Annotated in this window: 22 protein-coding genes and 1 tRNA gene; 7 read left to right on the top strand and 16 right to left on the bottom strand. The window is 71.7% G+C overall.

Annotated elements, in window-relative coordinates:
- Positions 1 to 8 precede the first annotated feature (8 nt).
- The 4 genes from ABEA34_RS13335 to ABEA34_RS13350 all read right to left on the bottom strand — a co-directional run bounded on the left by ABEA34_RS13335 (position 9) and on the right by ABEA34_RS13350 (position 4,197).
- Positions 9 to 947, bottom strand: a complete 939-nt coding sequence (locus ABEA34_RS13335) for an oxidoreductase (protein ID WP_345521784.1) — start codon at positions 945 to 947, stop codon at positions 9 to 11.
- Positions 944 to 1,759, bottom strand: coding sequence for a maleylpyruvate isomerase family mycothiol-dependent enzyme (locus tag ABEA34_RS13340; RefSeq protein WP_345521785.1), 816 nt, complete (start codon positions 1,757 to 1,759; stop codon positions 944 to 946). The genes ABEA34_RS13335 and ABEA34_RS13340 overlap by 4 nt, the downstream gene beginning before the upstream one ends.
- Positions 1,760 to 1,769: 10 nt before the next feature.
- The gene (locus ABEA34_RS13345) at positions 1,770 to 3,521 is read right to left on the bottom strand and encodes a SpoIIE family protein phosphatase (RefSeq protein WP_345521786.1); all 1,752 of its coding nucleotides are present in this window, start codon (positions 3,519 to 3,521) and stop codon (positions 1,770 to 1,772) included.
- Between the two features lie 73 nt (positions 3,522 to 3,594).
- Entirely contained in the window at positions 3,595 to 4,197 is a 603-nt protein-coding gene (locus ABEA34_RS13350; RefSeq protein WP_345521787.1) for a LysE/ArgO family amino acid transporter, read from the bottom strand.
- A gap of 70 nt (positions 4,198 to 4,267) precedes the next feature.
- Here ABEA34_RS13350 and ABEA34_RS13355 point away from each other — a divergent pair, with 70 nt between their 5' ends.
- On the top strand, positions 4,268 to 5,125 hold the full coding sequence (locus tag ABEA34_RS13355; RefSeq protein WP_345521788.1) for a LysR family transcriptional regulator ArgP: 858 nt from the start codon (positions 4,268 to 4,270) through the stop codon (positions 5,123 to 5,125).
- Positions 5,126 to 5,176: 51 nt separating this feature from the next.
- Here the strand turns inward: ABEA34_RS13355 and ABEA34_RS13360 are convergent, their stop codons facing one another.
- A complete protein-coding gene (locus ABEA34_RS13360; protein ID WP_345521789.1) occupies positions 5,177 to 7,036 on the bottom strand; it encodes an acyl-CoA dehydrogenase in 1,860 nt (619 codons plus the stop codon).
- Positions 7,037 to 7,218: 182 nt separating this feature from the next.
- On the opposite strand from ABEA34_RS13360, the gene ABEA34_RS13365 reads away from it, so the two are divergent.
- The gene (locus ABEA34_RS13365; RefSeq protein ID WP_345521790.1) at positions 7,219 to 7,677 is read left to right on the top strand and encodes an RrF2 family transcriptional regulator; all 459 of its coding nucleotides are present in this window, start codon (positions 7,219 to 7,221) and stop codon (positions 7,675 to 7,677) included.
- Here the strand turns inward: ABEA34_RS13365 and ABEA34_RS13370 are convergent.
- Complete coding sequence (locus ABEA34_RS13370) at positions 7,634 to 8,215, bottom strand: hypothetical protein (RefSeq protein ID WP_345521791.1); 582 nt, start codon at positions 8,213 to 8,215, stop codon at positions 7,634 to 7,636. The two genes, ABEA34_RS13365 and ABEA34_RS13370, sit on opposite strands and share 44 nt — an antisense overlap.
- A 94-nt stretch (positions 8,216 to 8,309) precedes the next feature.
- Between ABEA34_RS13370 and ABEA34_RS13375 the strand changes: the two genes are divergently transcribed.
- Entirely contained in the window at positions 8,310 to 8,762 is a 453-nt protein-coding gene (locus tag ABEA34_RS13375) for a nuclear transport factor 2 family protein (RefSeq protein WP_345521792.1), read from the top strand.
- Here the strand turns inward: ABEA34_RS13375 and ABEA34_RS13380 are convergent.
- Complete coding sequence (locus ABEA34_RS13380) at positions 8,749 to 9,324, bottom strand: TetR/AcrR family transcriptional regulator (protein ID WP_345521793.1); 576 nt, start codon at positions 9,322 to 9,324, stop codon at positions 8,749 to 8,751. The genes ABEA34_RS13375 and ABEA34_RS13380 overlap by 14 nt on opposite strands.
- A 60-nt stretch (positions 9,325 to 9,384) precedes the next feature.
- Between ABEA34_RS13380 and ABEA34_RS13385 the strand changes: the two genes are divergently transcribed.
- Positions 9,385 to 9,876: an FBP domain-containing protein gene (locus tag ABEA34_RS13385; RefSeq protein ID WP_345521794.1), complete on the top strand. Its 492-nt coding sequence runs from the start codon at positions 9,385 to 9,387 to the stop codon at positions 9,874 to 9,876.
- A gap of 4 nt (positions 9,877 to 9,880) precedes the next feature.
- Here ABEA34_RS13385 and ABEA34_RS13390 read toward each other — a convergent pair whose 3' ends face one another.
- The 6 genes from ABEA34_RS13390 to ABEA34_RS13415 form a co-directional block, all read right to left on the bottom strand.
- Entirely contained in the window at positions 9,881 to 10,519 is a 639-nt protein-coding gene (locus tag ABEA34_RS13390) for a DUF2461 domain-containing protein (protein WP_345521795.1), read from the bottom strand.
- Between the two features lie 24 nt (positions 10,520 to 10,543).
- Positions 10,544 to 11,695, bottom strand: coding sequence for a hypothetical protein (locus ABEA34_RS13395; protein WP_345521796.1), 1,152 nt, complete (start codon positions 11,693 to 11,695; stop codon positions 10,544 to 10,546).
- Positions 11,695 to 13,005, bottom strand: a complete 1,311-nt coding sequence (locus ABEA34_RS13400; RefSeq protein ID WP_345521797.1) for a C39 family peptidase — start codon at positions 13,003 to 13,005, stop codon at positions 11,695 to 11,697. The genes ABEA34_RS13395 and ABEA34_RS13400 overlap by 1 nt, the downstream gene beginning before the upstream one ends.
- Before the next feature lie 220 nt (positions 13,006 to 13,225).
- Positions 13,226 to 13,301, bottom strand: a tRNA-Gly gene (locus ABEA34_RS13405).
- A gap of 33 nt (positions 13,302 to 13,334) precedes the next feature.
- On the bottom strand, positions 13,335 to 14,102 hold the full coding sequence (locus ABEA34_RS13410; RefSeq protein WP_345521798.1) for an SGNH/GDSL hydrolase family protein: 768 nt from the start codon (positions 14,100 to 14,102) through the stop codon (positions 13,335 to 13,337).
- Positions 14,103 to 14,136: 34 nt separating this feature from the next.
- On the bottom strand, positions 14,137 to 16,878 hold the full coding sequence (locus ABEA34_RS13415) for a response regulator (RefSeq protein ID WP_345521799.1): 2,742 nt from the start codon (positions 16,876 to 16,878) through the stop codon (positions 14,137 to 14,139).
- A gap of 82 nt (positions 16,879 to 16,960) precedes the next feature.
- Here ABEA34_RS13415 and dcd point away from each other — a divergent pair, with 82 nt between their 5' ends.
- Positions 16,961 to 17,536 carry a dCTP deaminase gene (dcd, locus tag ABEA34_RS13420; RefSeq protein ID WP_345521800.1) on the top strand — a complete coding sequence of 192 codons (576 nt, stop codon included), beginning with the start codon at positions 16,961 to 16,963 and terminating at the stop codon, positions 17,534 to 17,536.
- Between the two features lie 34 nt (positions 17,537 to 17,570).
- Complete coding sequence (locus ABEA34_RS13425) at positions 17,571 to 18,521, top strand: siderophore-interacting protein (RefSeq protein WP_345521801.1); 951 nt, start codon at positions 17,571 to 17,573, stop codon at positions 18,519 to 18,521.
- Positions 18,522 to 18,524: 3 nt separating this feature from the next.
- Here the strand turns inward: ABEA34_RS13425 and ABEA34_RS13430 are convergent, their stop codons facing one another.
- The 3 genes from ABEA34_RS13430 to ABEA34_RS13440 form a co-directional block, all read right to left on the bottom strand.
- The gene (locus tag ABEA34_RS13430) at positions 18,525 to 18,680 is read right to left on the bottom strand and encodes a hypothetical protein (protein ID WP_345521803.1); all 156 of its coding nucleotides are present in this window, start codon (positions 18,678 to 18,680) and stop codon (positions 18,525 to 18,527) included.
- A gap of 47 nt (positions 18,681 to 18,727) precedes the next feature.
- On the bottom strand, positions 18,728 to 19,549 hold the full coding sequence (locus ABEA34_RS13435) for a DUF4097 family beta strand repeat-containing protein (protein WP_345521804.1): 822 nt from the start codon (positions 19,547 to 19,549) through the stop codon (positions 18,728 to 18,730).
- 86 nt (positions 19,550 to 19,635) lie between these two features.
- Positions 19,636 to 20,193, bottom strand: a complete 558-nt coding sequence (locus ABEA34_RS13440) for a pilus assembly protein HicB (RefSeq protein ID WP_345521805.1) — start codon at positions 20,191 to 20,193, stop codon at positions 19,636 to 19,638.
- Positions 20,194 to 20,385: 192 nt separating this feature from the next.
- Between ABEA34_RS13440 and ABEA34_RS13445 the strand changes: the two genes are divergently transcribed.
- A complete protein-coding gene (locus ABEA34_RS13445; RefSeq protein WP_345521806.1) occupies positions 20,386 to 22,131 on the top strand; it encodes a sodium:solute symporter family protein in 1,746 nt (581 codons plus the stop codon).
- The last annotated feature ends 4 nt before the right edge of the window (positions 22,132 to 22,135 follow it).

Raw genomic sequence — 22,135 nt, forward strand, 5'->3', positions numbered from 1 at the left:
CCCGCCGGTCAGGGGTAGGTGATGCCGGTGGTCCTCTCGCTGATCTCCCAGAGGCGGCGCTGCGCGGTCTCGTCGTACGACCGCTTGTTGCTCGTGACGACCTGCGGCCGGCCGGCCCACTCGGCGAGCCCGTCGGGACCGACGTACGTCGCGCCGGGGAGGTCGGCCGTCGCCGCCATCAGGGTCGGCCACGCCCCCTGGGCGGCCGTGTTGGGCGAGACGAGCTTGATCGCGCCGTCCAGGATCGAGGCGATGCCGCCGCTGGACCGCCCGTACTGACCGTTGGCGGCGAGGTGGGTGGACGCGAAGCCCGGGTGCGCGGCGAGCGCCCGCACGGGCAGGTCCGCCTGGCGCAGCCGCCGGTCGAGCTCGTAGGCGAAGAGCAGGTTGGCGAGCTTGGACTGCCCGTACGTCGGCCACGGCCGGTAGCGGCCCTGCTGCACCAGCGGGTCGCCCAACGGCGCCGACCGGGCGATGCGGTGCATCTGCGAGGAGACCGAGACGACCCGGCCGTCCGCGGACGCCACCAGCTGGGGCAGCAGCAGCCCGGTCAGCAGGAACGGCCCGAAGTGGTTGGTCGCCATCTGCAGCTCGAGACCGTCGGGCGTGCGGCGGTACGGCGTCCCCATGACGCCCGCGTTGTTGACCAGCACGTCGATCGAGCCGAGGGCAGCCGCGGTCGCCGCGGCCCGGCGTACCGACGAGAGGTCGGCCAGGTCGAGCTCGATCGCCTCGAGCGTCGCGGTCGGCACCTCGTCGAGGATGGCGCGCTCGGTCTCGGCGATGCGTTCGGGCGAGCGGCCGGTGAGCACGACCCGCGCGCCGCGGCGGGCGAGCTCGAGCGAGGTGTGGTGGCCGAGCCCACCCACGGTCGTGCCGGTGACCACGATGGTGCGGCCGGCCAGGTCGGGGAGGTCGGCGGGGTCCCACCGGTCCGGGCGGGTCATGGGGTGGTGGCCATCGCGTCGAGGAGGCGGTCGGCGAGCTCCTGGTCACCGGCGACGGCGACGGTCCCGGGTTCGGGTTGGCACCGGCCGCCGGCCAGCCGGATGAACGCCTCCCGGTCCATCCGCAGGGTGACCGAGGCATCGGCCGGTGCCGTCTCCAGGCGCTCGCCGCGCCGGGCGTCGGTCACGGCGAACGCGAAGGGCTGGCTGCCCTCGAGCTCCAGCAGTGCCGTCGTGCCCGGCTCGGCGCCGACCCGCTTGGCGAGGACGAAACCGAAGCTCTCCGCGAGGTACTCGGCGGTGTGTCGTGCCGCCGCCGAGTCCATCCCGCCCGGCCGGTCGGTCGCCCGCCGGATGTCCTGCTCGTGCATCCAGACGTCGAGCGGCCGGTTGCGCAGCAGCGTGCGCCAGTCCCACGGCGCCCCGGCGAAGATCGGGTCGGGCCGCCCGGCCGCGTCGGTCGGCGGGTCGGCGAGCAGCGTCGTGTGCCGAGCAGTGGCCGCCGCCCGGATCTCGTTGATGATCGCGTCGGGCGTCGCGTCGCGCCGGGTGACGACGCCGATCTCGGTGTAGAGACCGAGGAAGCCGGTCACGTGCGGCGGCTCGCCGACGTCGGCCGTCTCCTCCGGGCCACCGGCGAGGATGCCCTCGAGGTGCGCGACGTGCGAGGCGACGGCCCTGACGTCCCAGCCGGGCAGGTCGGTCGGCGTCGACCACTCCTCGGCGGGGAGCTCCTCGAGCAGGTCGGTGAAGTCGTTGATCGCCTGCCACCAGACGTCGACGTATCCGCTGAGCAGCTCCTGGTCCGTCATGACCAGCACCCTATGCGCGGAGGTGGACGGCGAGCACTGCCACGTCGTCGTTCAGCTCCGTGCCGACCAGGTCGCCCAGGACGGCGTCGAGGAAGGCGTCGACGCCGAGGGTCTGGTACCGCTGCGCGGCGCCGGCCAGCCGTTCGAGGCCCACGGTGATCGACTCGCCGCGGCGCTCGACCAGGCCGTCGGTGTAGAGCAGGAGCGTGGCGCCCGGTGGAAGCAGCGCCGTGCGGTCGAGGCGCTCGGTGTCGGGCTGCACGCCGACCATCAGGTCGGGGGTGCCGTCGTCGAGGAACGTCACCTCGCCCGCGGCCGTGACCAGCATCGGCGGCGGGTGGCCGGCGTTGGTCCAGCGCAGGACGCGGCCCTCGACGTCCGGGTCCTCGGCGTCGACCCGGGCGTAGACCAGCGTGGCCATGCCCTCGACGTCCAGGTCCTCCATCGCCCGGTCCAGCCGCCGCACCTGGGCGGCCGGACCGTCGCGGAGCGTCCACGCGATCGTCCGCAGCATGGTGCGCAGCTGGCCCATCACGGCCGCCGCGGCGATGTCGTGCCCGACGACGTCGCCGACCATCAGGCTGGTGGCGCCCGACGGCATCACGACGGCGTCGTACCAGTCACCGCCCACCTGGTCGCGCGAGGCCGCCGGCCGGTAGCGGGCGGCCAGCTCGAGGCACTCCGACTCCGGCAGGTCCGACAGCAGGGCGCTCTGCAGGGTGACGAGGGCGTCGAGCCGCTCCTGGAGAAGCCCCGCCCGCTGCACGGCCTGGGCGGAGTACGACGCGAGCGCCTCGATCGTGACCCGGTCCTGCTCCGAGAGCGGGTGCGGGTCCTGCCAGATCAGCGCCAGCGTGCCCAGCACCTGCCCCCGGGTGATCAGCGGTTGGAAGGACCGGGCCTCGCCGACCTGCTTGACGGTGTCGAGGTGCGGATAGAGGGCGTTCTGGATGCTCCTGTCGCTGAAGTACTCCGCGTGCCCGTGGACCGCCGCGCCGCCCATCGGATTGGTGTCGTCGAAGGGCAGCACCGCGTTGCGCAGCGCGGACTCCCAGGTCGTGGTGGGCGGGGCGACGAACGTGAGGACCTCCGGCGCCTGCGCGGCGCCGATCTCGTCCCCGTCGTTGCGCAGCCAGATCCCGGCGTGGAGGCAGCCGAGCTGGTCGATGGCGATCGCCTCGACCGCCTGGGCGACGTCGGTCATCGTGCGGGTGGCCGAGAGCCCCTCGCTCAGGGCGAGGAGCACCCGGCTGCGGTGGGACAGGTCCTGCGCCGCGCTCTCGCCGATCGCGGCCAGGTCGCGCAGCCCGCGCTCCGAGATCTCCGCGCTGCACGCGGCGGCGAGGTCCTCGAGCATCTCGATCTGCGCGTCGGTCCACTGACGTGGTGCGCCGTCGACCGCGCACAGCGAGCCGACGATCGTCCCGGTGTGGTCGGAGATGGGCCAGCCGGCGTACGCGATCAGGCCGAGGTCCGGGATGGCGAGGTTGTCGCGCAGGCGGTCGTCCTCGCGGGCGTCGGCGACGATCACCGGGCCCTGCTCGACCACGACCTGCTTGCAGAACGAGTGCGACAGCGGGCTCTCGCGGTCACGCTGGAGGTCCTCGGGCAGGCCGCAGGCGCCCGGGAAGACCGCGCGCCCGGGCTCGATGATCGTGACGGTCGCGGTGCCGACGCCGAGGGCCCGGCAGACCATGCGGGCATAGCGGTCCAGCGACGGGTCGCCGTGCCCCGCACCTGCCTCCACCATTGCCCCGGTCATCCTGAGGGCGAGGGTATCCGGGGGCGCAGTCGCGTCGTGCGGGTTGGGCGGGTGTCCCACCCGCAGGGGTGGGTCAGCCCGTCGCCAGCTTGACGGCGATCGCCAGCATCGTCAGGCCGATCAGGACGTCGAGCACCTGCCAGGCACGGGCGCTGGACAGGAAGCGGCTGGCGTACCGCGCCCCGAAACCCAGCCCGCAGAACCACAGGATGCTCGCCACGGCGGCACCCACGGCGAACCACCACCGTCCGGTCGTCCCCTCGTGGTTGGCGATGGTGCCGAGCAGCAGGACGGTGTCGAGGTAGACGTGCGGGTTCAGCCAGGTGAGGGCAAGGGCGCGAGCGGCGACGCCACGACGGCTGACCGTCGCCCGCTCGTCGGCCCGCAGCGCCTCGGGCTTCCGCGCCCGCAGCAGCGAGGACACGCCGTACCACGCCAGGAAGGCGACGCCGAGCCAGCGGATGACGTCGAGCACCCAGGGCGCGTGCTCGATGATGCCGCCGATGCCGGCGACCCCGGCGGTGATCAGCACGACGTCGGAGAGCGCGCAGATCGCGACCACCAGGCCCACGTGCTCGCGTGCCAGGCCCTGGCGGAGCACGTAGGCGTTCTGCGCGCCGATCGCGACGATCAGCGACAGGCCGGTCAGCAGTCCGGCGGCGGTGGAGTCGAGCACCCGGGCAACGCTAGGCCCGGCACGGGATGAAGGCTAGCGAATGTTTCTATAACACCATTAGCGTGGCTTCATGGAGATCGCGCCCGCCCAGCTCGCCGCCCTGGTCGCGATCGCCGACCACGGGACCTTCGAGGCGGCGGCCCGGCACCTGCACGTGACGGCCTCCGCCGTCAGCCAGCGGATCCGGGCGCTGGAGTCCGAGGTCGGCCAGGTCGTCGTGCGCCGTACGACGCCGTGCCGGCCGACCCCGGCCGGCGAGGAGCTGATCCGGCTGGCCCGGCAGACGCGGCTGCTGCACGACGAGGTCCGCGACGCCCTCGCCCACGGCCACGTCGGCACCATCGACCTGCCCGTGGCGGTCAGCGCCGACTCGTTGGCGACCTGGTTCCGCACGGCGCTCGCCGACGTCGCCGGGTGGTCCGACGTCGCGCTCCGGCTGCACGTCGAGGACCAGGCCTTCTCGGCCGACCTGCTGCGCAGCGGCGAGGTCCTCGCCGCCGTGACCTCCGAGCCGACGCCGGTCCAGGGCTGCTCGGTCGAGGCGCTGGGGCACCTGCGCTACGTGCCCGCCGCCGCGCCGCAGGTCGCCGAGCGGTGGCGGTCCGGGCGCGGCTACGACTGGGCCGCGATGCCGATGGTGGTCTTCAACGAGAAGGACGCCCTCCAGCACGACCTGCTCGCGGCGCGCGGGGTCGGGCCGCCGCCCGTCGTCCACCGGGTCCCCACGTCGGCGGACTTCCTCGAGGCGGTCGCCCTGGGTCTCGGCTGGGGGATGATCCCCGCGCCCCAGCTGGGCGACCGGCTGGTGCCGCTCGGCACCCGGCTGCACGTCGACGTCCGGCTCTACTGGCAGCGCTGGCGGCTCGACTCGCCCGTGCTCGGCCGCCTGACCGACGTCGTACGCCGTGCCGCCGCGACCCTGAAATAGCCGAGTCGGCGCCAGATTGCAGAATCTGGCGCCGACTCGGCGTGGATCAGATCAGAAGGACGCCTCGTCGAGGTCCATGATCGCGAGGTCGGTCGCCTCGGCGAGCTGGCGCTCGGCGGTGATCTTGGGGAGCACGCTCTGCGCGAAGTACTGCGCGGCCGCGACCTTGCCCTCGTAGAACGCCTTGTCCTTGCCCGGGTCGCCGCCCAGCTTCTCGAGCGCGACCTCGGCCTGGCGCAGCAGCAGCCACCCGCAGACCACGTCGCCCAGCACCATCAGCAGGCGGCTGGTGTTGAGGCCGACCTTGTAGATGTTGCGGGTCTCGTCCTGGGCGGACATCAGGTCGTTGATCATGTGGCCGACGATCGCCTGGGCGTCGTCGAGAGCGGTCGCCAGGAGCTCCCGCTCCACCTTGAGGCGACCGTTGCCGGCCTCGCTCTCGATGAACTTCGAGATTTCGCCGGCCAGGTGACCGAGCGCGGCACCCTGGTCCTTGACGATCTTGCGGAAGAAGAAGTCCTGGCCCTGGATCGCCGTGGTGCCCTCGTAGAGGGTGTCGATCTTGGCGTCCCGGACGTACTGCTCGATCGGGTACTCCTGAAGGAAGCCGGAGCCGCCGAAGGTCTGCAGCGACTCGGTGCCGAGCAGCGTCCACGACTTCTCCGAGCCGTAGCCCTTCACGATCGGCAGCAGCAGGTCGTTGACCTTCTCCGCCAGCTCGTCGCGCTCGCCGTTGTGCTCGGCGATCATCACCGCGTCCTGCCAGGTGGCGGTGTAGAGCATCAGGGCGCGCATCGCCTCGGCGTACGACTTCTGCGTCATCAGCGAGCGGCGTACGTCGGGGTGGTGGGTGATCGTCACGCGCGGCGCCGTCTTGTCGGCGGACTGCGCGAGGTCGGCGCCCTGCACGCGCTCCTTGGCGAACTCGAGCGCGTTGAGGTAGCCGGTGGACAGCGTCGCGATGGCCTTGGTGCCGACCATCATCCGGGCGTTCTCGATGACCTGGAACATCTGCGCGATGCCGTTGTGCACCTCGCCGAGCAGGTAGCCGACGGCCGGCTCGCCGCCGCCGACCTGCGGGTCGCCGAAGGTGAGCTCGCAGGTGTTGGAGACCTTGATGCCCATCTTGTGCTCGACGTTGGTGACGTAGGCGCCGTTGCGCTCGCCCAGCTCGCCGGTCTCGAGGTCGGTGATGTGGAACTTCGGCACGATGAAGAGGCTGAGCCCCTTGGTGCCGGGGCCGCCGACGCCCTCGACGCCGACTGGCCGGGCCAGCACCATGTGGATGATGTTGTCGCTGAGGTCGCCCTCGGCGGAGGTGATGAAGCGCTTGACGCCCTCGATGTTCCAGGTGCCGTCCTCATTGAGGGTGGCCTTGGCGCGGCCGGCACCGACGTCGGAGCCCGCGTCGGGCTCGGTCAGCACCATCGTGGTGTTCCAGCCCTTGTCCACGACGAGCTGGGCGATCTTGCGGTCGCGCTCGTTGCCGTTGCGGTAGAGCACGCCGGCGAACATCGGGCCGGCGCCGTACATCCAGATCGCCGGGTTGGCGCCCAGCACCAGCTCGCCCATCGCCCAGTTGATGCTGGACGGCGCGGGGGTGCCGCCGAGCTCGGCGAACGTGCTGAGGCGCCAGTACTCGGCGTCCATCCACGCGCGGTAGCTCTTCTTGAACGACTCCGGCAGCGGGGCCGTGTTGGTCGCGGGGTCGAAGACCGGCGGGTTGCGGTCGGCGTCGACGAACGACTCGGCGAGGTCCCCGCGAGCCAGGCGGTCGACCTCGGAGAGGATCTCGCGGGCCGTCTCGGTGTCCACCTCGGCGAACGGGCCGGCGCCCAGCACCTCGCCCCGGCCGAAGACCTCGAACAGGTTGAACTCGATGTCCCGGATGTTGCTCTTGTAGTGGCTCACGGCCCCACCTTCGCGTTTGATACTGGTCGGTAACTTCAATGGTACGTACCCGTCAGTAACCCCGCAAGACAACGACGGCAAACGTGGCGTGACCAGACCCTCATCGATGACCGGGGCGACCGGCGCAGCGACGAGCCGCCAAGGTCGAGTGAACAAGTCAAGTCATCTGACACACTGGACGCATGCGAGTTTCCGCCAAGTCCGACTACGCCCTGCGCGCGCTGATCGAGATGGCCTCGCGCGCCGACGGTCGTGCCGTGAGTGCGGAAGAGCTCGGCCGGCTCCAGGAGATCCCCCACGGGTTCCTCCAGGCGATCTTGGCCGACCTGCGTCGCGCCGGCGTCGTGATGTCGCAGCGGGGTCAGTCCGGCGGCTGGCGGATGGGCCGGGCCGCCTCCGAGGTGTCCGTGGCCGACGTGATCCGTGCGGTCGACGGCCCGCTGGTCTCCGTCTACGGCCTGCGCCCCGAGGCGGTCACCTACAACGAGGCCGCCGACGTGCTCCAGCACGTGTGGATCGCGGCCCGTGCGTCGCTGCGCGACGTCTTCGAGCGGGTGTCGATCCAGGACCTCGCCGATCGCAAGCTCCCGGACGCGGTCACATCGCTCTCTGCCGACGAGGACGCCTGGCAGCCCCACTGAGCGCGGGCTCGCGCAGCCGCGCGACGTCGTACCCCACGAGGTCGCCGAGCGCCTGCCAGATCCAGGCCCGCGGCTCGGCATCGGCCGGTACGACGAGGACGTGCACCCGCTCCGGTCGCCGGAGCGCCTGCGCCACGCGCGCCTGCAGGGCCACCAGCTCGTGCCGGGCGGCGTCGGCACGTCGTGCGGTGATCACCACGTGCACCTCGATGCCGGCGAGGGTGTCGAGCAGCAGCACGGCCTGGTCCTCGGTGCACGCGGAGAGCAGCTCGTTGCTGACCACCGACACGCGCGGTCCCTTGCGCACGCGCCGACAGATCGCGGCCCACGCGCCCTCCACCTCGCGGCGCTCGTAGCCCCACGCTCGGTGCTCGCGGCGGATCTCGATCGCGGCGCGAGACATCTCGCCCGGCGCGACCGCGGGAGCCTGGACGCCCTGGTCTGCGAGCGCCTCGGCGTGCTCGGCCAGCTCCTGCTCGAGGAAGTCGCCGCCGCTGCCCGGGAGGCCGATGTGCAGGTACGCGATGCGTCGTCCCATGGGGCGAGCGTGGCAGTGCCGCACGGCGCCGGGGTGAACACCACGTGACCGCTGAACGGTAGAACGTGTTCCAGTTCAGCCCTAGGATGCCGACATGATCACCTCCGACGCCATCACCTGGACCGCGCCGAACGACGACCACCCCGCGCGGGCGGCCTCGCAGCGTTCGTACTCCGCCGTCGCGAAGGGAGACCTCGCCGAGTGGCTGACGGTGTACGCCGAGGACGCGGTGCTCGAGGACCCGGTCGGGCCGTCGATGTTCGACCCGGAGGGCAAGGGCCACCGCGGGCACGAGGGCATCGCGGCCTTCTGGAAGCTGGCCATCGAGCCGATCGAGAAGTTCGAGTTCGAGATCGACGAGTCGTTCGCCAACCCGGGTGGCAACACCTGCGCCAACATCGGACGGATCAGGACGTCCTTCCCTGACGGCAGCTACACGATCACGGAGCTGATCATGGTCTACGTCATCCACGACGACGGCCGGGTCGCCTCGATGAAGGCCTACTGGGAGCCCGAGCGCACGATGGCGTCGTTCACGAAGCCGTAGACGACCACTGCCGCAGGGTCGCGTCGAGGACCTCGAGGACGCGGATCCAGCTGCGGGACGGCGCAGGTCGGCTGTGGTCGAAGCTGCCGCTGAGCTCCAGGTCGGTGAAGCCGTGGATGACGCTGCCGAGCAGGCGTACGGCGTGGGTCGTGTCGGCCTCCCCGAGCGGGTAGCCACGGAGGACCGCTCGCGTCAGGGCGGCGTGGCGGCGCCCGGCCGCCACGGCGGGGGAGTCGGCCGTCAGGCGGAGCCGGGTGGCGGCGTACCTGCCGGGATGCTCGCGGGCGTAGTCGCGGTACGCCGAGGCGAAGGCGACCAGGGCGTCCCGGCCGGACCGGCCGGCGACCGCGTCGGCCGCGCGGTCGGCGAGCTCGTCGAGGGCCAGGCCGGCGATGCCCTCCTGGAGACCGGAGGCGCCGTCGACGTGGGAGTAGAGGCTCGCCACCTGGACGCCGAGGCGTCGCGCCACGGCGGACACCGTCGTGGCGTCGAACCCGATCTCGTCGGCCAGGTCGGCGCCGGCCGCGACGACGCGCTCGCTCGTGAGTCCTGCCCGTGGCATGCGTCTCCTTAGATCAATAGGGATTTGCCTAAAGCCTATAGGCAACCTACCGTCACTGGGGTGAGACCCGTCCGTGCTGCCGAGATCCGCGCGTCCTTCGTGAACTGCTCGAAGGGCGAGGCGCAGCGCCTGAACCTGCCCGCGGACCTGGCCGAGCGGCCGTGGGCCGACCTCGACTTCCTGGGTTGGCGCGACCCGCAGGCGCCGGCGCGCGGCTACCTCGTCACCGAGCAAGGCGACCGGCTGGTGGGCCTGGTGCTGCGCGCGCCGCAGGCCGGCGTGGCGCGGCGGTCGAGCATGTGCTCGCTGTGCCTGACGGTGCGCTCCGCCGGGGTCTCGCTCATGGTCGCGCCGCGTGCCGGGAAGGCGGGTCAGCGAGGGCACTCCTCGGGCACCTACATGTGCGCGGACCTCGCCTGCTCGCTCTACGTCCGGGGCAGGCTCTCCGCCTCGGGCCCGGTGGTCTACGAGACGCTGACGGTGGAGGAGAAGGTGCAGCGACTCACGGCCAACGTCGACACGTTCGTCGCGCGCGTCCTGCGGTCCGCCTGACCGCTCAGACGCTGGTGTGCCGGGCGCACCACTCGACGAGCGGGCGCATCGCCCGCCAGTCCTCGCGGATCAGGTCGAGCACCTCGGGGGTCTGGATCACCGGCTCGAAGCCGAGCGGGTGGCCGGCGGTCAGCGACCGGTGCCGGAGCAGCTCGATGCGGGGGTGGTCGGCGTCGTACCCGCGAGGCGTGGTCTTGAGGCGGTCGCCGCCGATCTCGAAGCCCTTCCTCTCCAGGGCCTTCAGGATCTTCGCGAGCTCCGGGCCGAAGCGGTCGTGGGCCACGGCCTCGCGGAACGCCGCGAGCCGCGGACCGCTCGCCTCGTAGAACCCGCCGCCGGTGCGGATGCCGCGCGGCGACAGCTCGACGTACCAACCGGTCGAGTCGCCGACCCGGACGAACGCGCCCTGGTGGGTCTTGTACGGCGTCTTGTCCTTGGCGAACCGGACGTCGCGGTAGGGCCGGAAGATCTTCGCTGCGCCGAACTCCGGCTCGAGCGCCGCGCACAGCGCGGTCATCGGCGCCTTCACCGCCTCGGCGTACACCGCCTTGTGCTTCTCCCAGAACGACTTGGTGTTGTCGACCTCGAGGTCGTCGTAGAAGTCCAGTCCCGCGGAGGGAAAGCCGGTGAAGCCGTCGGTCACGCCCGCCAGCCTAGGCGGCGATGGCTAGAGGTCCGCCGACACCTGCTCGTCGCCCGACGAGGTCCGCGCGGTGATCGTGATCGCGTCGCCCCCGCAGCGCGGTTGCTCGATGAACGCCTGCCCCTTGGCCGACTCGTACGCCACGGTCAGGCCGTCGTCGGGGGTCCACCGCATCAGGGCCGCCGGGTCACCCTTCTGCTGCGGGTCGCGGACGAAGTACGCCGCGTCGTCGCAGGCCGTGAGGGTGCCGGCCACGCCCGGGCCGAGGTCGAAGTAGCCGTCGCCGACGCGGGCGTAGAGGTGGGCCTCCTCGATCCGCCGCTCGCGCGGGATGGTCGACCAGATGGAGGCGTCCTCGAGGAGGAGGCCCTCCCACGACTTGCACTCGGTGGCGCCGGGGAACGGGGTCGCCGTGCCGTCGGCGACGCTCACCACGGTGCGGCACGACGGCTGGGAGTCGTCGAAGGTCAGCAGCGAGTCGCCCTGGCCCGTGACGTGCGCGGCGTTGAAGCCGCTCCGCTTCGGCGCGCACCAGCCGACGGTCGACCGTCGGGACTCGAGGTCGACGGAGGCGAGGCAGTAGGCGCCGCTCTGGTCGACGGTGGCGTGCAGCAGGCGGCCGTCGCCGAGCGCCCAGGTGCCGCCGGTGGTGGTGGGTGCGTCGGAACGGCCGTTGAGCTCGTAGGCCTTGCCGGTCTCGAGGTCGGTGACCATCGCCCTGCTGGGCCGCTGCTCCTGCTCGTCCTGGAGGACGACGACGGCCCAGTCCTCGTCGAGGAGCGCGTCACTGACCCGCCAGCCCGGGTTGGCGCCGACCTGGCCCGAGCTGCGGCCGCCGGAGGCCAGCTTCACGAGCCGGTACGTCGAGCCGTCCTCGGCGACCGAGATCGACCAGGCGTCGTTGCGGGTCACGGCGTCGTCGATCGACCCCTCGACCTGCTGCCAGTCGAGCAGCGCGGTGGTCGCGGTCAGCGCCTCCGGTGCATCCGCGGTGCCGCCGGCCGACCGGCTGGCCGAGGGGGTGGCGCTGGACGGTGCGGACGACGTCGACGGGTCGGCCGGCGTGGTGCTCGCCGTCGGCTCGGCCCCGGGCTCGTCGTCCGAGTCGCAGGCAGCCAGCGTCAGCAGCGAGACCGCCACGACGGCGTACCGGAGAGCGCGGGTACGCCGCCCCATCAGACGCCGATGTTGTGGAGGTAGTGGGCCTCGTTGGCGCGGTAGCTCTTGTAGGCGTTGCGCCACTGGACGCGGTCGATGTAGGGCTCGGACGGGTCGAAGCGCTGCTGGTTCCAGGGCTCGAAGTAGCCGAGCAGCGCCGGCTTCTTGCCGTTCTTGTCGTAGCCGCGACCGACCTGGTAGTGGCCCGAGCCGTCGTCGTCGAGGTAGGGGTAGTAGGCCTTGTGCAGGATCGGGTGCAGCACGACCGGGGCCCGGTAGTCGACGATGTGGCGCATCATCAGCAGCATCCACTGCTTGTAGGTCCAGTCGCCGATGTCGAGTGTGATGTAGCTGCCGGCGTACTTGGTGCTGTCCCAGCCCGTGCTGCGGTTGATGGTCTGCACCATGGCGGTGATGCCGGTCCCGCTCGTGGTCGTGCCGAGCTTCTTCGCCCAGTAGTCCTGGCTGTGGGCCTTGCCCGCCCAGCCCCAGGCGATCATCTGCATCGAGGTCGGGCCGCACCAGTAGGTGCGGGTCTGCTCGGCGACCCGGTGCGGGTTGAGGATCGCCGCGCGGCGCGGGTAGTCAGGACCCTTCTTGGTCTTGGAGGGCGCTACGGCCGTCGGCGAGGCGGACGCGGTGGGCTTGGGGGTGCGCGTCGGCGTCGCCGAGGCGGTCGGGGTCGGGGTCGCCGTCGGCTTCGTGGTCCGGCTGGAGGTGGGCGCGGCGGCCCGTGCCTCGGGGTGCCGGGCGAGGAAGTCGGCCGGCAGCGCGACGCCCTGGATCTCGTGCCGCAGCAGCCAGACCTTGGCGACGGAGCGGGCGGCCGACTCGAGCTCGGCCCGCTCGGCCGCCGCCCGCGCGGCCGGCTTCATGCTCGCCGTACGGGCGAGGGCGTCGGACGCGTCGAGGTCGCCGGTTGTCGTGGTGCTGGTGGAGCGCGCGGCGACCCGGGCCGCCGTGGCCACCCGGGCGCGTACGTCGGCCTCGGTGTCGTCGGTCCACCCGACGCCCAGGCAGTAGCGCTGCCCGTCGAGCTCGGCGCACCGCACCAGCTCGGCGGCGCGGCGGGCCAGCCCGGCCTTGGTGCCGGTCCGTCCCAGTGCCCGTCCGGCCGCGACGACGCGGTCGATCTCGGCCTGCATCGCGGGCGTCACCCGGGACCGGCCGACCGTGTTGGCGCTCAGCAGGGCGGCCTTGGCGCCGACCCGGTCACCGGACGGCCGCAGCGACCCCTTGTCGTCATCGCCGCGCGGGACGAAGGGGGTGAGCGCGAGCAGCAGGGCCAGGACGCCGACGGCAACGGCAATGGCGCGGGGGCGGGACATCAGGACCTCGAGTCCGATCGGGGAAGGGGACGCGGCCCGTCCACTGTCACCCCGGCCACTTGAATAGTCAAGCGCATCACGAGTCACACCAGTCACAGGTGAGCGCGGTGTTCGGCGGGCGAGGCTCCGGACCCGGGCGGAGGTCGCGGGAGCCGTCGAGTGACGCGAAACGGCCCCCAGGAGGTGATCCTGAGGGCCGTTTCGCGTCACTCGACGAACGTGGAGCGGATGACGAGACTCGAACTCGCGACATCGACCTTGGGAAGGTCGCGCTCTACCAACTGAGCTACATCCGCACGACCGGGGCCGGAGCCTCGGACGCGGCGATACTAGTCGATCGGCGCGAGCGTGGGGCGCTTGGGGTCGAGGCCGTCGCCGGACGATCGGCCGGTCAGCCGGCGGTGCACCCAGGGTGCCGCGGAGCCCCGCAACCACGCGACGTGCTCGCGGCGCTGCTCGGCCCGGGTCAGGGTGAGGAGGTCGACGAGGGGCAGTGGTTGCAGGTCGTGTGGGACGCCGAGCGTGTCGAGCACCTCGATGGCCATCCGCTGGTGGCCGGCCGGGCCGAGGTGCATCCGGTCGGGGTCCCAGAAGCGCCAGTCGCGGTACTCCCGCATCGTCCAGAAGTCGACGACGGTCGCGTCGTGCGCCCGGGCGCTGGTGCGCACCAGCTCGTTGTAGAGGGCGAACCGGCCCCGCAGCGGGCGGTAGATCGCCGAGCCGCCGGGGTCGAACGCGGTGAACACGACGAGCCGGGTGCCCGTCGCCGCGAGCCGACCCAGCGCCGCGTCGTACCTCTCGACGATCCCGTCGATGTCGACCTTGGGTCGCAGGATGTCGTTGGCGCCGGCGTAGATCGTCACCAGGTCGGGCGCGAGGCCGATCGCCGGATCGACCTGCTCGCCGATGATCCCGGCGAGCTTGCGGCCGCGGATGGCGAGGTTGGCGTAGCCGAAGTCGGCGGTCTGACCGGCCAGCACCTCGGCCACCCGGTCGGCCCAGCCGCGCAGGCCGTTGGGACGTGCGGGATCGGGGTCACCGACGCCCTCGGTGAACGAGTCGCCGATCGCGACGTAGCGGTGGAAACGGTCGGGCATGGGACCAGTCTCCCCGCCGGTGTGCGGGCCCGGTTCAGCCGGGCAGGTCGAAGCCGGCGGACGCGGCCGTGACCTCGCCCCGCACCCGGGCGACGTCGGCGGCGAGGTCACCCGGCGCGCCCGTGCGCAGCCGCTCCTCGATCGCCTCGGCCAGCGTCGCCAGTCGGACGGCGCCGAGCGCGGCGCTGGCCGACCGCATGCTGTGGAGGACCTGCTCCGCGGCCGCCCCGTCGCCGGCGACCGCGGCGGCGTCGAGCGCCACGAGCTGGCGGGCCGACTCGACCCGCCAGGTGGAGACCAGCTTGGTCCGGAAGTCCGCACCCGCCGCGCCGAGGTGCCCGGTGAGGTCGTCGAGGGCGCGGGGGTCGACGGCGTCGCGATCGGAGGGAGTCGGCGCCACCTGGACGGCAGGAGCGACCGACGAGCCCACCCTGCGGAGCACGGCGGCGAGCTCCTCGGCCCGCACCGGCTTGGCCAGGTGGTCGTCCATCCCCGCCGCGAGGCTGGCTTCACGGTCGCCGTCGAGCGCGTTGGCCGTCATCGCGACGATCCGGGGCTGGCGCTCGGGCGGGAGCTCGGCCCGAATCCTGCGGGTCGCCTCCCAGCCGTCCATCTCCGGCATCTGCACATCCATCAGCACCAGGTCGTACGTCGTCGCCCGCACAGCCGTCAGTGCCTCGACCCCGTTGCTGACCACGACCGGCCGCTGGCCCAGGCGCTCGAGCATGAGCACACCGACCCGCTGGTTGACGACGTTGTCCTCGGCGAGGAGGACCCGCATCGACCGGATCGTGTCCTGGTTGCTCGCGTCGGGCGCCGGCAGGTTCCGGGCGCCGAGGGCCTGGGCGACGTGCGTGCGCAGGGCGTTGGCCTTGACCGGCTTGGTCAGGTGCACGAGCCCGAGCTCGGCCGCACCCGGGACCCCGTCCCCGAGCGAGGTGAGCAGGATGAACGGCACCGCTCGCCAGTCGGGGAGCGCGCGGAGCTCCGTGGCCAGCTGCATCCCGTCCAGGACCGGCATGTGCATGTCGAGGATGGCGACGTCGTAGCGGTGGGCCGGGTCGCCGGCGTGCGCGCGGGCGTCGACGGGGTCGGCGAAGTCGACCACGTTCATCCCCCAGGCCTCGAGCTGCGCCCGCAGGATCCGGCGGTTGGTGTCGTTGTCGTCCACGACGAGCGCCGACCGGCCGGGCAGCTCCGCCGGGGCGATGCGGACCTGGTCCACGAGCTCCTGCCCGGGGGTGAGGGGCAGGACGAGGGTGAAGGTCGAGCCGGTGCCGAGCTCGCTGACGACGTCGAGCCGCCCGGACATCGCCTCCGCGAGCCGCAGGCTGATCGCCAGCCCGAGGCCGGTGCCGCCGTACACCCGGGTGGTGCTGGCGTCGACCTGGCTGAAGGACCGGAACAGCCGGTCCATCCGGTCGGCCGGGATGCCGATGCCCGTGTCGCTGACGGCGAACGAGACCTCGGTCCGTCCAGGTACGTCGTCGGCGGTCTCCTCGGCCTGCACGGTGACGAGCACCTCGCCGGTGCTGGTGAACTTCACCGCGTTGCCCAGAAGGTTGACCAGGACCTGGCGGATCCGCGTGACGTCGCCGCGCAGCACCGGTGGCGCGTGCGGGTCGATCTGGGCGACCAGGTCGAGACCCTTCGCCGCGGCCTGCGGGGTGACCAGGTCGAGCGAGCTCTCGACGAGGTCGCGCAGCACGAACTGCTGCTCCTCCAGCACCAGCTCGCCGGACTCGATCTTCGAGAAGTCGAGGACGTCGTTGATGATCGTGAGGAGGGTGTCGCCGCTCTGACGCACGGTCTCGGCGAACTCGCGCTGCTCCTCGCTGAGCGGGGTGTCGAGCAGCAGCCCGGTCAACCCGATGACCGCGTTCATCGGGGTGCGGATCTCGTGGGACATGGTCGCCAGGAAGGCCGACTTGGCCGCGTTGGCGTCCTCCGCCGCGCTGCGCGCGACGACGAGGTCGCGTTCGCGTCGGGCCGCCTCCAGCCGCTGGGCGTCCAGGGCTGCGGCCATCTCGTCGAGCCCCCGGCCGATCGCGCGGAACTCGTCGGGACCCCGTTGCGGGCTGCGCGCGGTGAGGTCGCCGTCGCGCAGCTCGCCGATCGTGACCAGCAGCGCGTCCACGGGCTTGACCACCGCGGCCTGGAGCCGTCGGGACTGGAGCCCGATCACGACGATGCCGACCGCGAGCAGGGCGAGGCCGAGGGCGAGGGCGATCTGCAGGACGTGGGTGCGACGCTCCTCGAGGGTGGCGCTGGCGTCGTCGGCGGCGGCCTGGGCCCGCTCGTGCGCGGAGCGGTAGTTGTCGAAGAGCGACTTGCCGATGCTGACGAGAGAGATCTCGGTCTCGCTGCTGGGTGCGTCGGCGAACGTCGGTGCCTCGGCCAGCACTCGGGGGACCCACCGCTTCGTCCACTCGTCCTGACGTTCCTGCTGCGCGGCGAGCAGCTGTTCGAGCTCCGGATCGCCGGACAGGTCGTCGGCCGCCGCCGCGAGCTGGACCTCGACATCGGCGCGGCCGCTCTCGTAGGGCTCGAGGAACCTGTCCTGACCGGTGATCAGGTACGCCCGCAGCGCGGTCTCCTGGTCGAGCATGTCGAGGTGGGCCTTGCGCAGCTCGCGCGCCCCGCTGGTCGCCCGGGAGGTGTCGGGGCCGAGGACCAGGCCGAGATAGCTCAACAGCGAGATGTTGACGATGGCGGCGACCGCCACCACCAGCAGGCCGGTGCGGGTGACGCGCGCGACCCGTTGGGCGAGGTTCACGGCTCAGGGTCCCACGCACCTCGGCGCGATCCGGCATCTGAGTCGGGAAGTCTTCGGCGTCGCGTCCCGGTAGGTTGAGCGCGTGCTGCTGTCAGACCGCGACATCCTGGCCCAGATCGACGACGGCCGGATCGCGATGGAACCCTGGGATCCGGCGATGCTCCAGCCGTCGTCCATCGACGTGCGCCTCGACCGGTTCTTCCGGGTGTTCGAGAACCACAAGTACCCGCACATCGACCCGGCGGCCGACCAGTCCGACCTGACGCGCGAGGTGGAGCCGGAGGGCGACGAGCCGTTCATCCTGCACCCGGGGGAGTTCGTGCTCGGTTCGACGTACGAGGTGGTCACGCTGCCCGACGACATCGCGGCCCGGGTCGAGGGCAAGTCCTCGCTGGGCCGGCTGGGCCTGCTGACCCACGCGACCGCCGGCTTCGTCGACCCCGGCTTCTCCGGGCACGTGACGCTCGAGCTCGCCAACGTCGCGACGCTGCCGATCAAGCTCTACCCCGGCATGAAGATCGGGCAGTTCTGCTTCTTCCGGCTGAGCTCGGCCAGCGAGCACCCGTACGGCTCGGAGAAGTACGGCTCCCGCTACCAGGGCCAGCGCGGACCGACCCCGTCGCGCTCGTTCCAGAACTTCCACCGCACCCCGATCTAGGTGGGTCGATGCAAGTTAGGTTAGCCTAACCTGCATGACGACGACCCAGGAGTCCCTGCCGATGATCCTCGACGAGGTCGAGGTCGTGCGCGTCGACCGGCTGTCGCCGTCGTTCGTCCGGTTCGAGCTGGGGGGCGCGTGCCTGGCCGACTTCGGCGTCGACGGACCGCTCTACGACCAGCGGATCAAGCTGGTCTTCCCGGGCGTGCCCGGCGGCCCGCCGCCGTCGTTCGCCGGGGCCGACGACTCCTGGTACGACACCTGGCTGAAGCGCCCGGTCGAGGAGCGCGGCCACATGCGGACCTACACGATCCGCGACGTACGCGGCGAGGGCGTCGACACGCGCCTGGTCGTCGACATCGTCGTCCACCCGGACGAGCACGGCGCCCCGGGGCCGGGCTGCGCCTGGGCGGCCCGCGCGGCGGTCGGTGACCGCCTGGTCGTCATCGCGCCGCGGCGGGGCCAGCTCTACGGCGGCATCGAGTTCGACCCGGGTACGGCGAGGCGGCTGCTGCTCGTGGGCGACGAGACCGCGGTCCCGGCGATCTGCTCGATCCTCGAGGACCTGCGTCACGACGCCGTCGGCGCGGCGTACCTCGAGGTGCCGTCCTCCGCGGACGTGCTGACGGTGCAGCACCCGGAGGGCGTCGAGGTGGTGTGGGTGGCCCGCGACGGGGAGCCCCACGGCGCCCGGCTCCACCGGGCGGTGCTCGAGCACCTCGGCGTCGGGGGCGCGCCGATCGACGAGCCCGACGAGGTCGACCCCGACCTGTGGGAGACCCCGACGTACTCGTCGTCCGGGGAGGAGGTCGAGACCGCTGCGACCGTGGTGGGCCACGACCTGGACGGCATCTACGCCTGGATCGCCGGCGAGTCCGGCGTCGTGACCGCCCTGCGGCGGGTCCTCGTCAAGGACCTCGAGGTCGACCGCCGCCAGGTCGCCTTCATGGGCTACTGGCGCCGCGGCGTCTCCATGGCCTCCTGAGACTCAGTTGTCGATGCGGTCCGCGAACCGGCGGAGCCGCAGGGCGAGCAGGTGCCGGTGCGAGCTGGCGGGCATCTTCGGTGAGCTGGCGCGAGCGATCCGCTCGGCGATCTGCTGACGGTTGACCTCGGCGTCGAGGACGACGTTGCTGTACTCCATGGCAGTGCTCCTCTGGTGCTTGGTCGGACGGGGATCGGACGGGGTGCTCAGGACTCGATGAGCAGGATGTCGCCGCTCACGGTGCGGGCCCGGACCTCGACGTGGTCGGCGCCCTCCTCGGGCTTGCCGGCACTGGTGAGCCCGGACCGGATCGCGCCGGTGACGGTCGAGATGTCGGTCCACACGGGGACGCCGGCGGGGATGCCGATGCGGACGTCCCCGGACGCGCCCTTGACGCTGACCCGGCCGCGGTGGGCGCGGGCGACCACCAGGTCGCCGGAGCCGGTGGTCAGGGAGACGTCCAGGGTCGAGTCGCCGACCTCGAGGTCGCCGGACCCGGTCTTGACGACGGTCTGGCCGTTGCTGCTTGCCATCCGCACGTCGCCGGACCCCGTCGAGATCGAGGTGACGGCTCGCGTCTCGCCGATGACGATGTCGCCGGAGCCGCTCTTGATCTTCAGGGCGCCGCCGGCCGCCTCGATCCGGATGTCGCCGGAGCCCGTCTCGGTGAGCAGCGGCCCGGTGACGGCGTCGAGCTGCACGTTGCCGGAGCCGCTCTTCACCTGGGCCGTGCCGAGGGTGCCGCGGACCGCGACGTCGGCGCTGCCGGTGCGGACGACCGCGTTGCTGTCGGTCGGCAGGGTGATGCGTACGTCGAGGCGCGAGTCGCCGCCGAAGAGCCCGCCGCGCTTGGGGCCGATGACGGTGATCTGGTTGCCGTCGTGCCGGACCGACGCCTGGTCGGCGTCCCGGCCGGTGACCTCGACGCGGGTCTCCGCGGTCTCGGTGGCCGTGACGTCGAGGCTGCCCTTGCCGATCTCGACGAAGAGCTCGACGGGGTGAGGGGTGTCGAACTGGTGCTGGGTCATGTCGGTTGCTCCTGGATGAGGGTGTGGTCGTCCACGGGGCCGGCGGTGCCGGTCCCGGAGATGGAGTGATTGCTAGGGGGCGGGGGTCAGACCCACCCGGACATGCGCTTGCCGGGGCGCTTGCCGCCGAAGGGGTCGGTGCCGCCGAACGGGTCGTTGCCGCCGACGAACGGGATGCTCGAGAGGTCGATGTCGACGTTGATCGCGCCCTCGCGGGTGGCGCCGCGGACGATGTTGACCAGCCAGGTGTTGAGCGAGTGGCCGGAACGGTTGGCGAGCTCCTCGGCCCGGGTCTTCACCGACTCGGGGATGCGCAGCGTGATCCGGGCGACGCTGCCGTCGTCCTCGGTCTCGTCGACGCCGGGCGGCGGGGGCGGGGCCGGAGCGGCCGGCGGTGCGGGCGGCGGGGCGTGCACCGCGAACTCCAGCTCCCGGCCGTTGAGCCGGACGTCGACGCCGCCCGACGGGAGCTCCGCGGTGATCTCGGCGGCTGCCTGCGACACGGCCTCCATGAGCGCCAGTCGGGCGGCGGGGTCGAGGGCGAAGGCGAGGCGCTCCGTGACGGCGCGCGCCTCCGGGCCGGCCGCGTCGGCGGCGGCGAGCAGGTCGCGACGCAGGCTCTCGACGTACGGGGTGATGTCCATGTGCACCACGATGACATCATCGTGACGTCACGTCAAGTGTGAAGTGACGTCAGATGACGCCAGGTGACGTCACCTGGCTTCACCCGACGTGGGCGAGGCGCCGATGGGTTTGTGGACGGAGGCTGATGGGCACGAGGTCCGGTGGTCCCTCCGGGAGTTCACCACCGGATCGGTGCACGAGAGGCGCACTCAATGTCGAGTCCGACAGTCCTGGCCAGCACGCTCATCGACGCCAAGTTCGTCGACTACCTGATCATCCTTCTGTACTTCGGGGTCGTGATGGGCATCGGGCTGCTGGCCCGACGCCAGGTCTCGGACTCGCTCGACTTCTTCCTGTCCGGGCGATCACTGCCCGCCTGGGTCACCGGCCTGGCGTTCATCTCCGCCAACCTCGGCGCGGTCGAGATCATGGGCATGTCGGCCAACGGCGCGCAGTTCGGCCTGCCGGCCGTCCACTATTTCTGGGTCGGCGCGATCCCCGCGATGCTCTTCCTCGGCGTCGTGATGATGCCGTTCTACTACGGCTCCAAGGTGCGCTCGGTCCCCGAGTTCATGTTCCGCCGGTTCGGCACCGGCGCCCACCTGGTCAACTCGATCTCGTTCGCGGTGGCGCAGCTGCTGATCGCGGGCATCAACCTCTTCCTGCTCGGCAGCATCGTGCACGCGCTGCTCGGCTGGCCGCTGTGGGTCGCCCTGATCGTCGCCGCCGTCATCGTGCTCTCCTACATCACCCTCGGCGGCCTGAGCGCCGCGATCTACAACGAGGTGCTGCAGTTCTTCGTGATCGTGGCCGCGCTGCTGCCGCTCACCCTGATCGGCCTGCACCGGGTCGGTGGCTGGGACGGCCTGACCGACGGCATCACCAAGGCCGCCGACGCGAACCCCGGCACCGTGGCGCCTGCTGCCGACCAGCTCAACTCCTGGCCGGGCAACGCGCTGACCGGCTTCACCTCGGACTTCTGGTCGGTCGTCGGCATCGTCTTCGGCCTCGGCTTCGTGCTCTCCTTCGGCTACTGGACGACCAACTTCGTCGAGGTCCAGCGAGCGATGGCCTCCAACTCGATCTCGTCGGCGCGCAAGACCCCGATCATCGGCGCCTTCCCGAAGATGTTCATCCCCTTCATCACGATCATCCCCGGCATGATCGCGGCGGTGCTGGTCACCGACATCGCGAAGGTCAAGGCGGGGGAGGCGGTCGCAGGCGGGGCCTCGGGGGAGGGAGTGACGTACAACGACTCGTTGCTGTTGCTGATGCGGGACGTCCTGCCCAACGGCCTGCTGGGCGTGGCGATCGCGGGCCTGCTGGCGGCGTTCATGGCCGGTATGGCAGCCAACATCTCGGCGTTCAACACCGTCTGGAGCTACGACCTCTGGCAGCGGTACGTCGTCAAGGACCGCAGCGACGAGTACTACCTGCTGGTCGGTCGCATCGCCACCGTCGCGGCGGTCGTGATCGCGATCTTCACGGCCAGCCTGGCGTCGAACTTCTCGAACATCATGAACTACCTGCAGACGCTCTTCGGGTTCTTCAACGCACCGCTCTTCGCCACCTTCATCCTCGGTATGTTCTGGAAGCGGATGACGCCGACCGCGGGATGGGTCGGTCTGGTGGCCGGTACCGTCTCCGCCGTCGCCGTGGCCTTCCTGAGCGAGGACGCCTTCGGTTCGTGGAGCACCGGCGCCATCCCCATCGGGGGACAGGGTGCGTCGTTCGTCGCTGCCGGTGCGGCCTTCGTGGTCGACATCCTGCTCAGCATCGTGGTCTCGCTGGTGACGAAGCCGAAGGAGGCGTCCGAGCTCCGGGGTCTCGTCTACTCCGAGACTCCGCGCGAGGATCTCGTCGATCCCGACGAGGCCGCGCGTCCGTGGTACCAGCGCACCCTGCCGCTCGCCGGCATCGCGCTGGTGCTGGTCATCATCCTGAACCTGATCTTCTGAGGAG

Source organism: Nocardioides conyzicola (assembly GCF_039543825.1).
In the GTDB taxonomy this organism is placed as follows: domain Bacteria; phylum Actinomycetota; class Actinomycetes; order Propionibacteriales; family Nocardioidaceae; genus Nocardioides; species Nocardioides conyzicola.

Coding starts and splice junctions, on each gene's coding strand:
- ABEA34_RS13355 (WP_345521788.1), top strand. CDS start 4,268: ATGGAGATCGCGCCCGCCCAGCTCGCCGCCCTGGTCGCGATCGCCGAC.
- ABEA34_RS13375 (WP_345521792.1), top strand. CDS start 8,310: ATGATCACCTCCGACGCCATCACCTGGACCGCGCCGAACGACGACCAC.
- ABEA34_RS13395 (WP_345521796.1), bottom strand. CDS start 11,695: ATGGGGCGGCGTACCCGCGCTCTCCGGTACGCCGTCGTGGCGGTCTCG.
- ABEA34_RS13345 (WP_345521786.1), bottom strand. CDS start 3,521: ATGACCGGGGCAATGGTGGAGGCAGGTGCGGGGCACGGCGACCCGTCG.
- ABEA34_RS13410 (WP_345521798.1), bottom strand. CDS start 14,102: ATGCCCGACCGTTTCCACCGCTACGTCGCGATCGGCGACTCGTTCACC.
- ABEA34_RS13445 (WP_345521806.1), top strand. CDS start 20,386: ATGTCGAGTCCGACAGTCCTGGCCAGCACGCTCATCGACGCCAAGTTC.
- ABEA34_RS13380 (WP_345521793.1), bottom strand. CDS start 9,324: ATGCCACGGGCAGGACTCACGAGCGAGCGCGTCGTCGCGGCCGGCGCC.
- ABEA34_RS13440 (WP_345521805.1), bottom strand. CDS start 20,193: ATGGACATCACCCCGTACGTCGAGAGCCTGCGTCGCGACCTGCTCGCC.
- ABEA34_RS13365 (WP_345521790.1), top strand. CDS start 7,219: ATGCGAGTTTCCGCCAAGTCCGACTACGCCCTGCGCGCGCTGATCGAG.
- ABEA34_RS13400 (WP_345521797.1), bottom strand. CDS start 13,005: ATGTCCCGCCCCCGCGCCATTGCCGTTGCCGTCGGCGTCCTGGCCCTG.
- ABEA34_RS13370 (WP_345521791.1), bottom strand. CDS start 8,215: ATGGGACGACGCATCGCGTACCTGCACATCGGCCTCCCGGGCAGCGGC.
- ABEA34_RS13435 (WP_345521804.1), bottom strand. CDS start 19,549: ATGACCCAGCACCAGTTCGACACCCCTCACCCCGTCGAGCTCTTCGTC.
- ABEA34_RS13425 (WP_345521801.1), top strand. CDS start 17,571: ATGACGACGACCCAGGAGTCCCTGCCGATGATCCTCGACGAGGTCGAG.
- ABEA34_RS13430 (WP_345521803.1), bottom strand. CDS start 18,680: ATGGAGTACAGCAACGTCGTCCTCGACGCCGAGGTCAACCGTCAGCAG.
- ABEA34_RS13335 (WP_345521784.1), bottom strand. CDS start 947: ATGACCCGCCCGGACCGGTGGGACCCCGCCGACCTCCCCGACCTGGCC.
- ABEA34_RS13340 (WP_345521785.1), bottom strand. CDS start 1,759: ATGACGGACCAGGAGCTGCTCAGCGGATACGTCGACGTCTGGTGGCAG.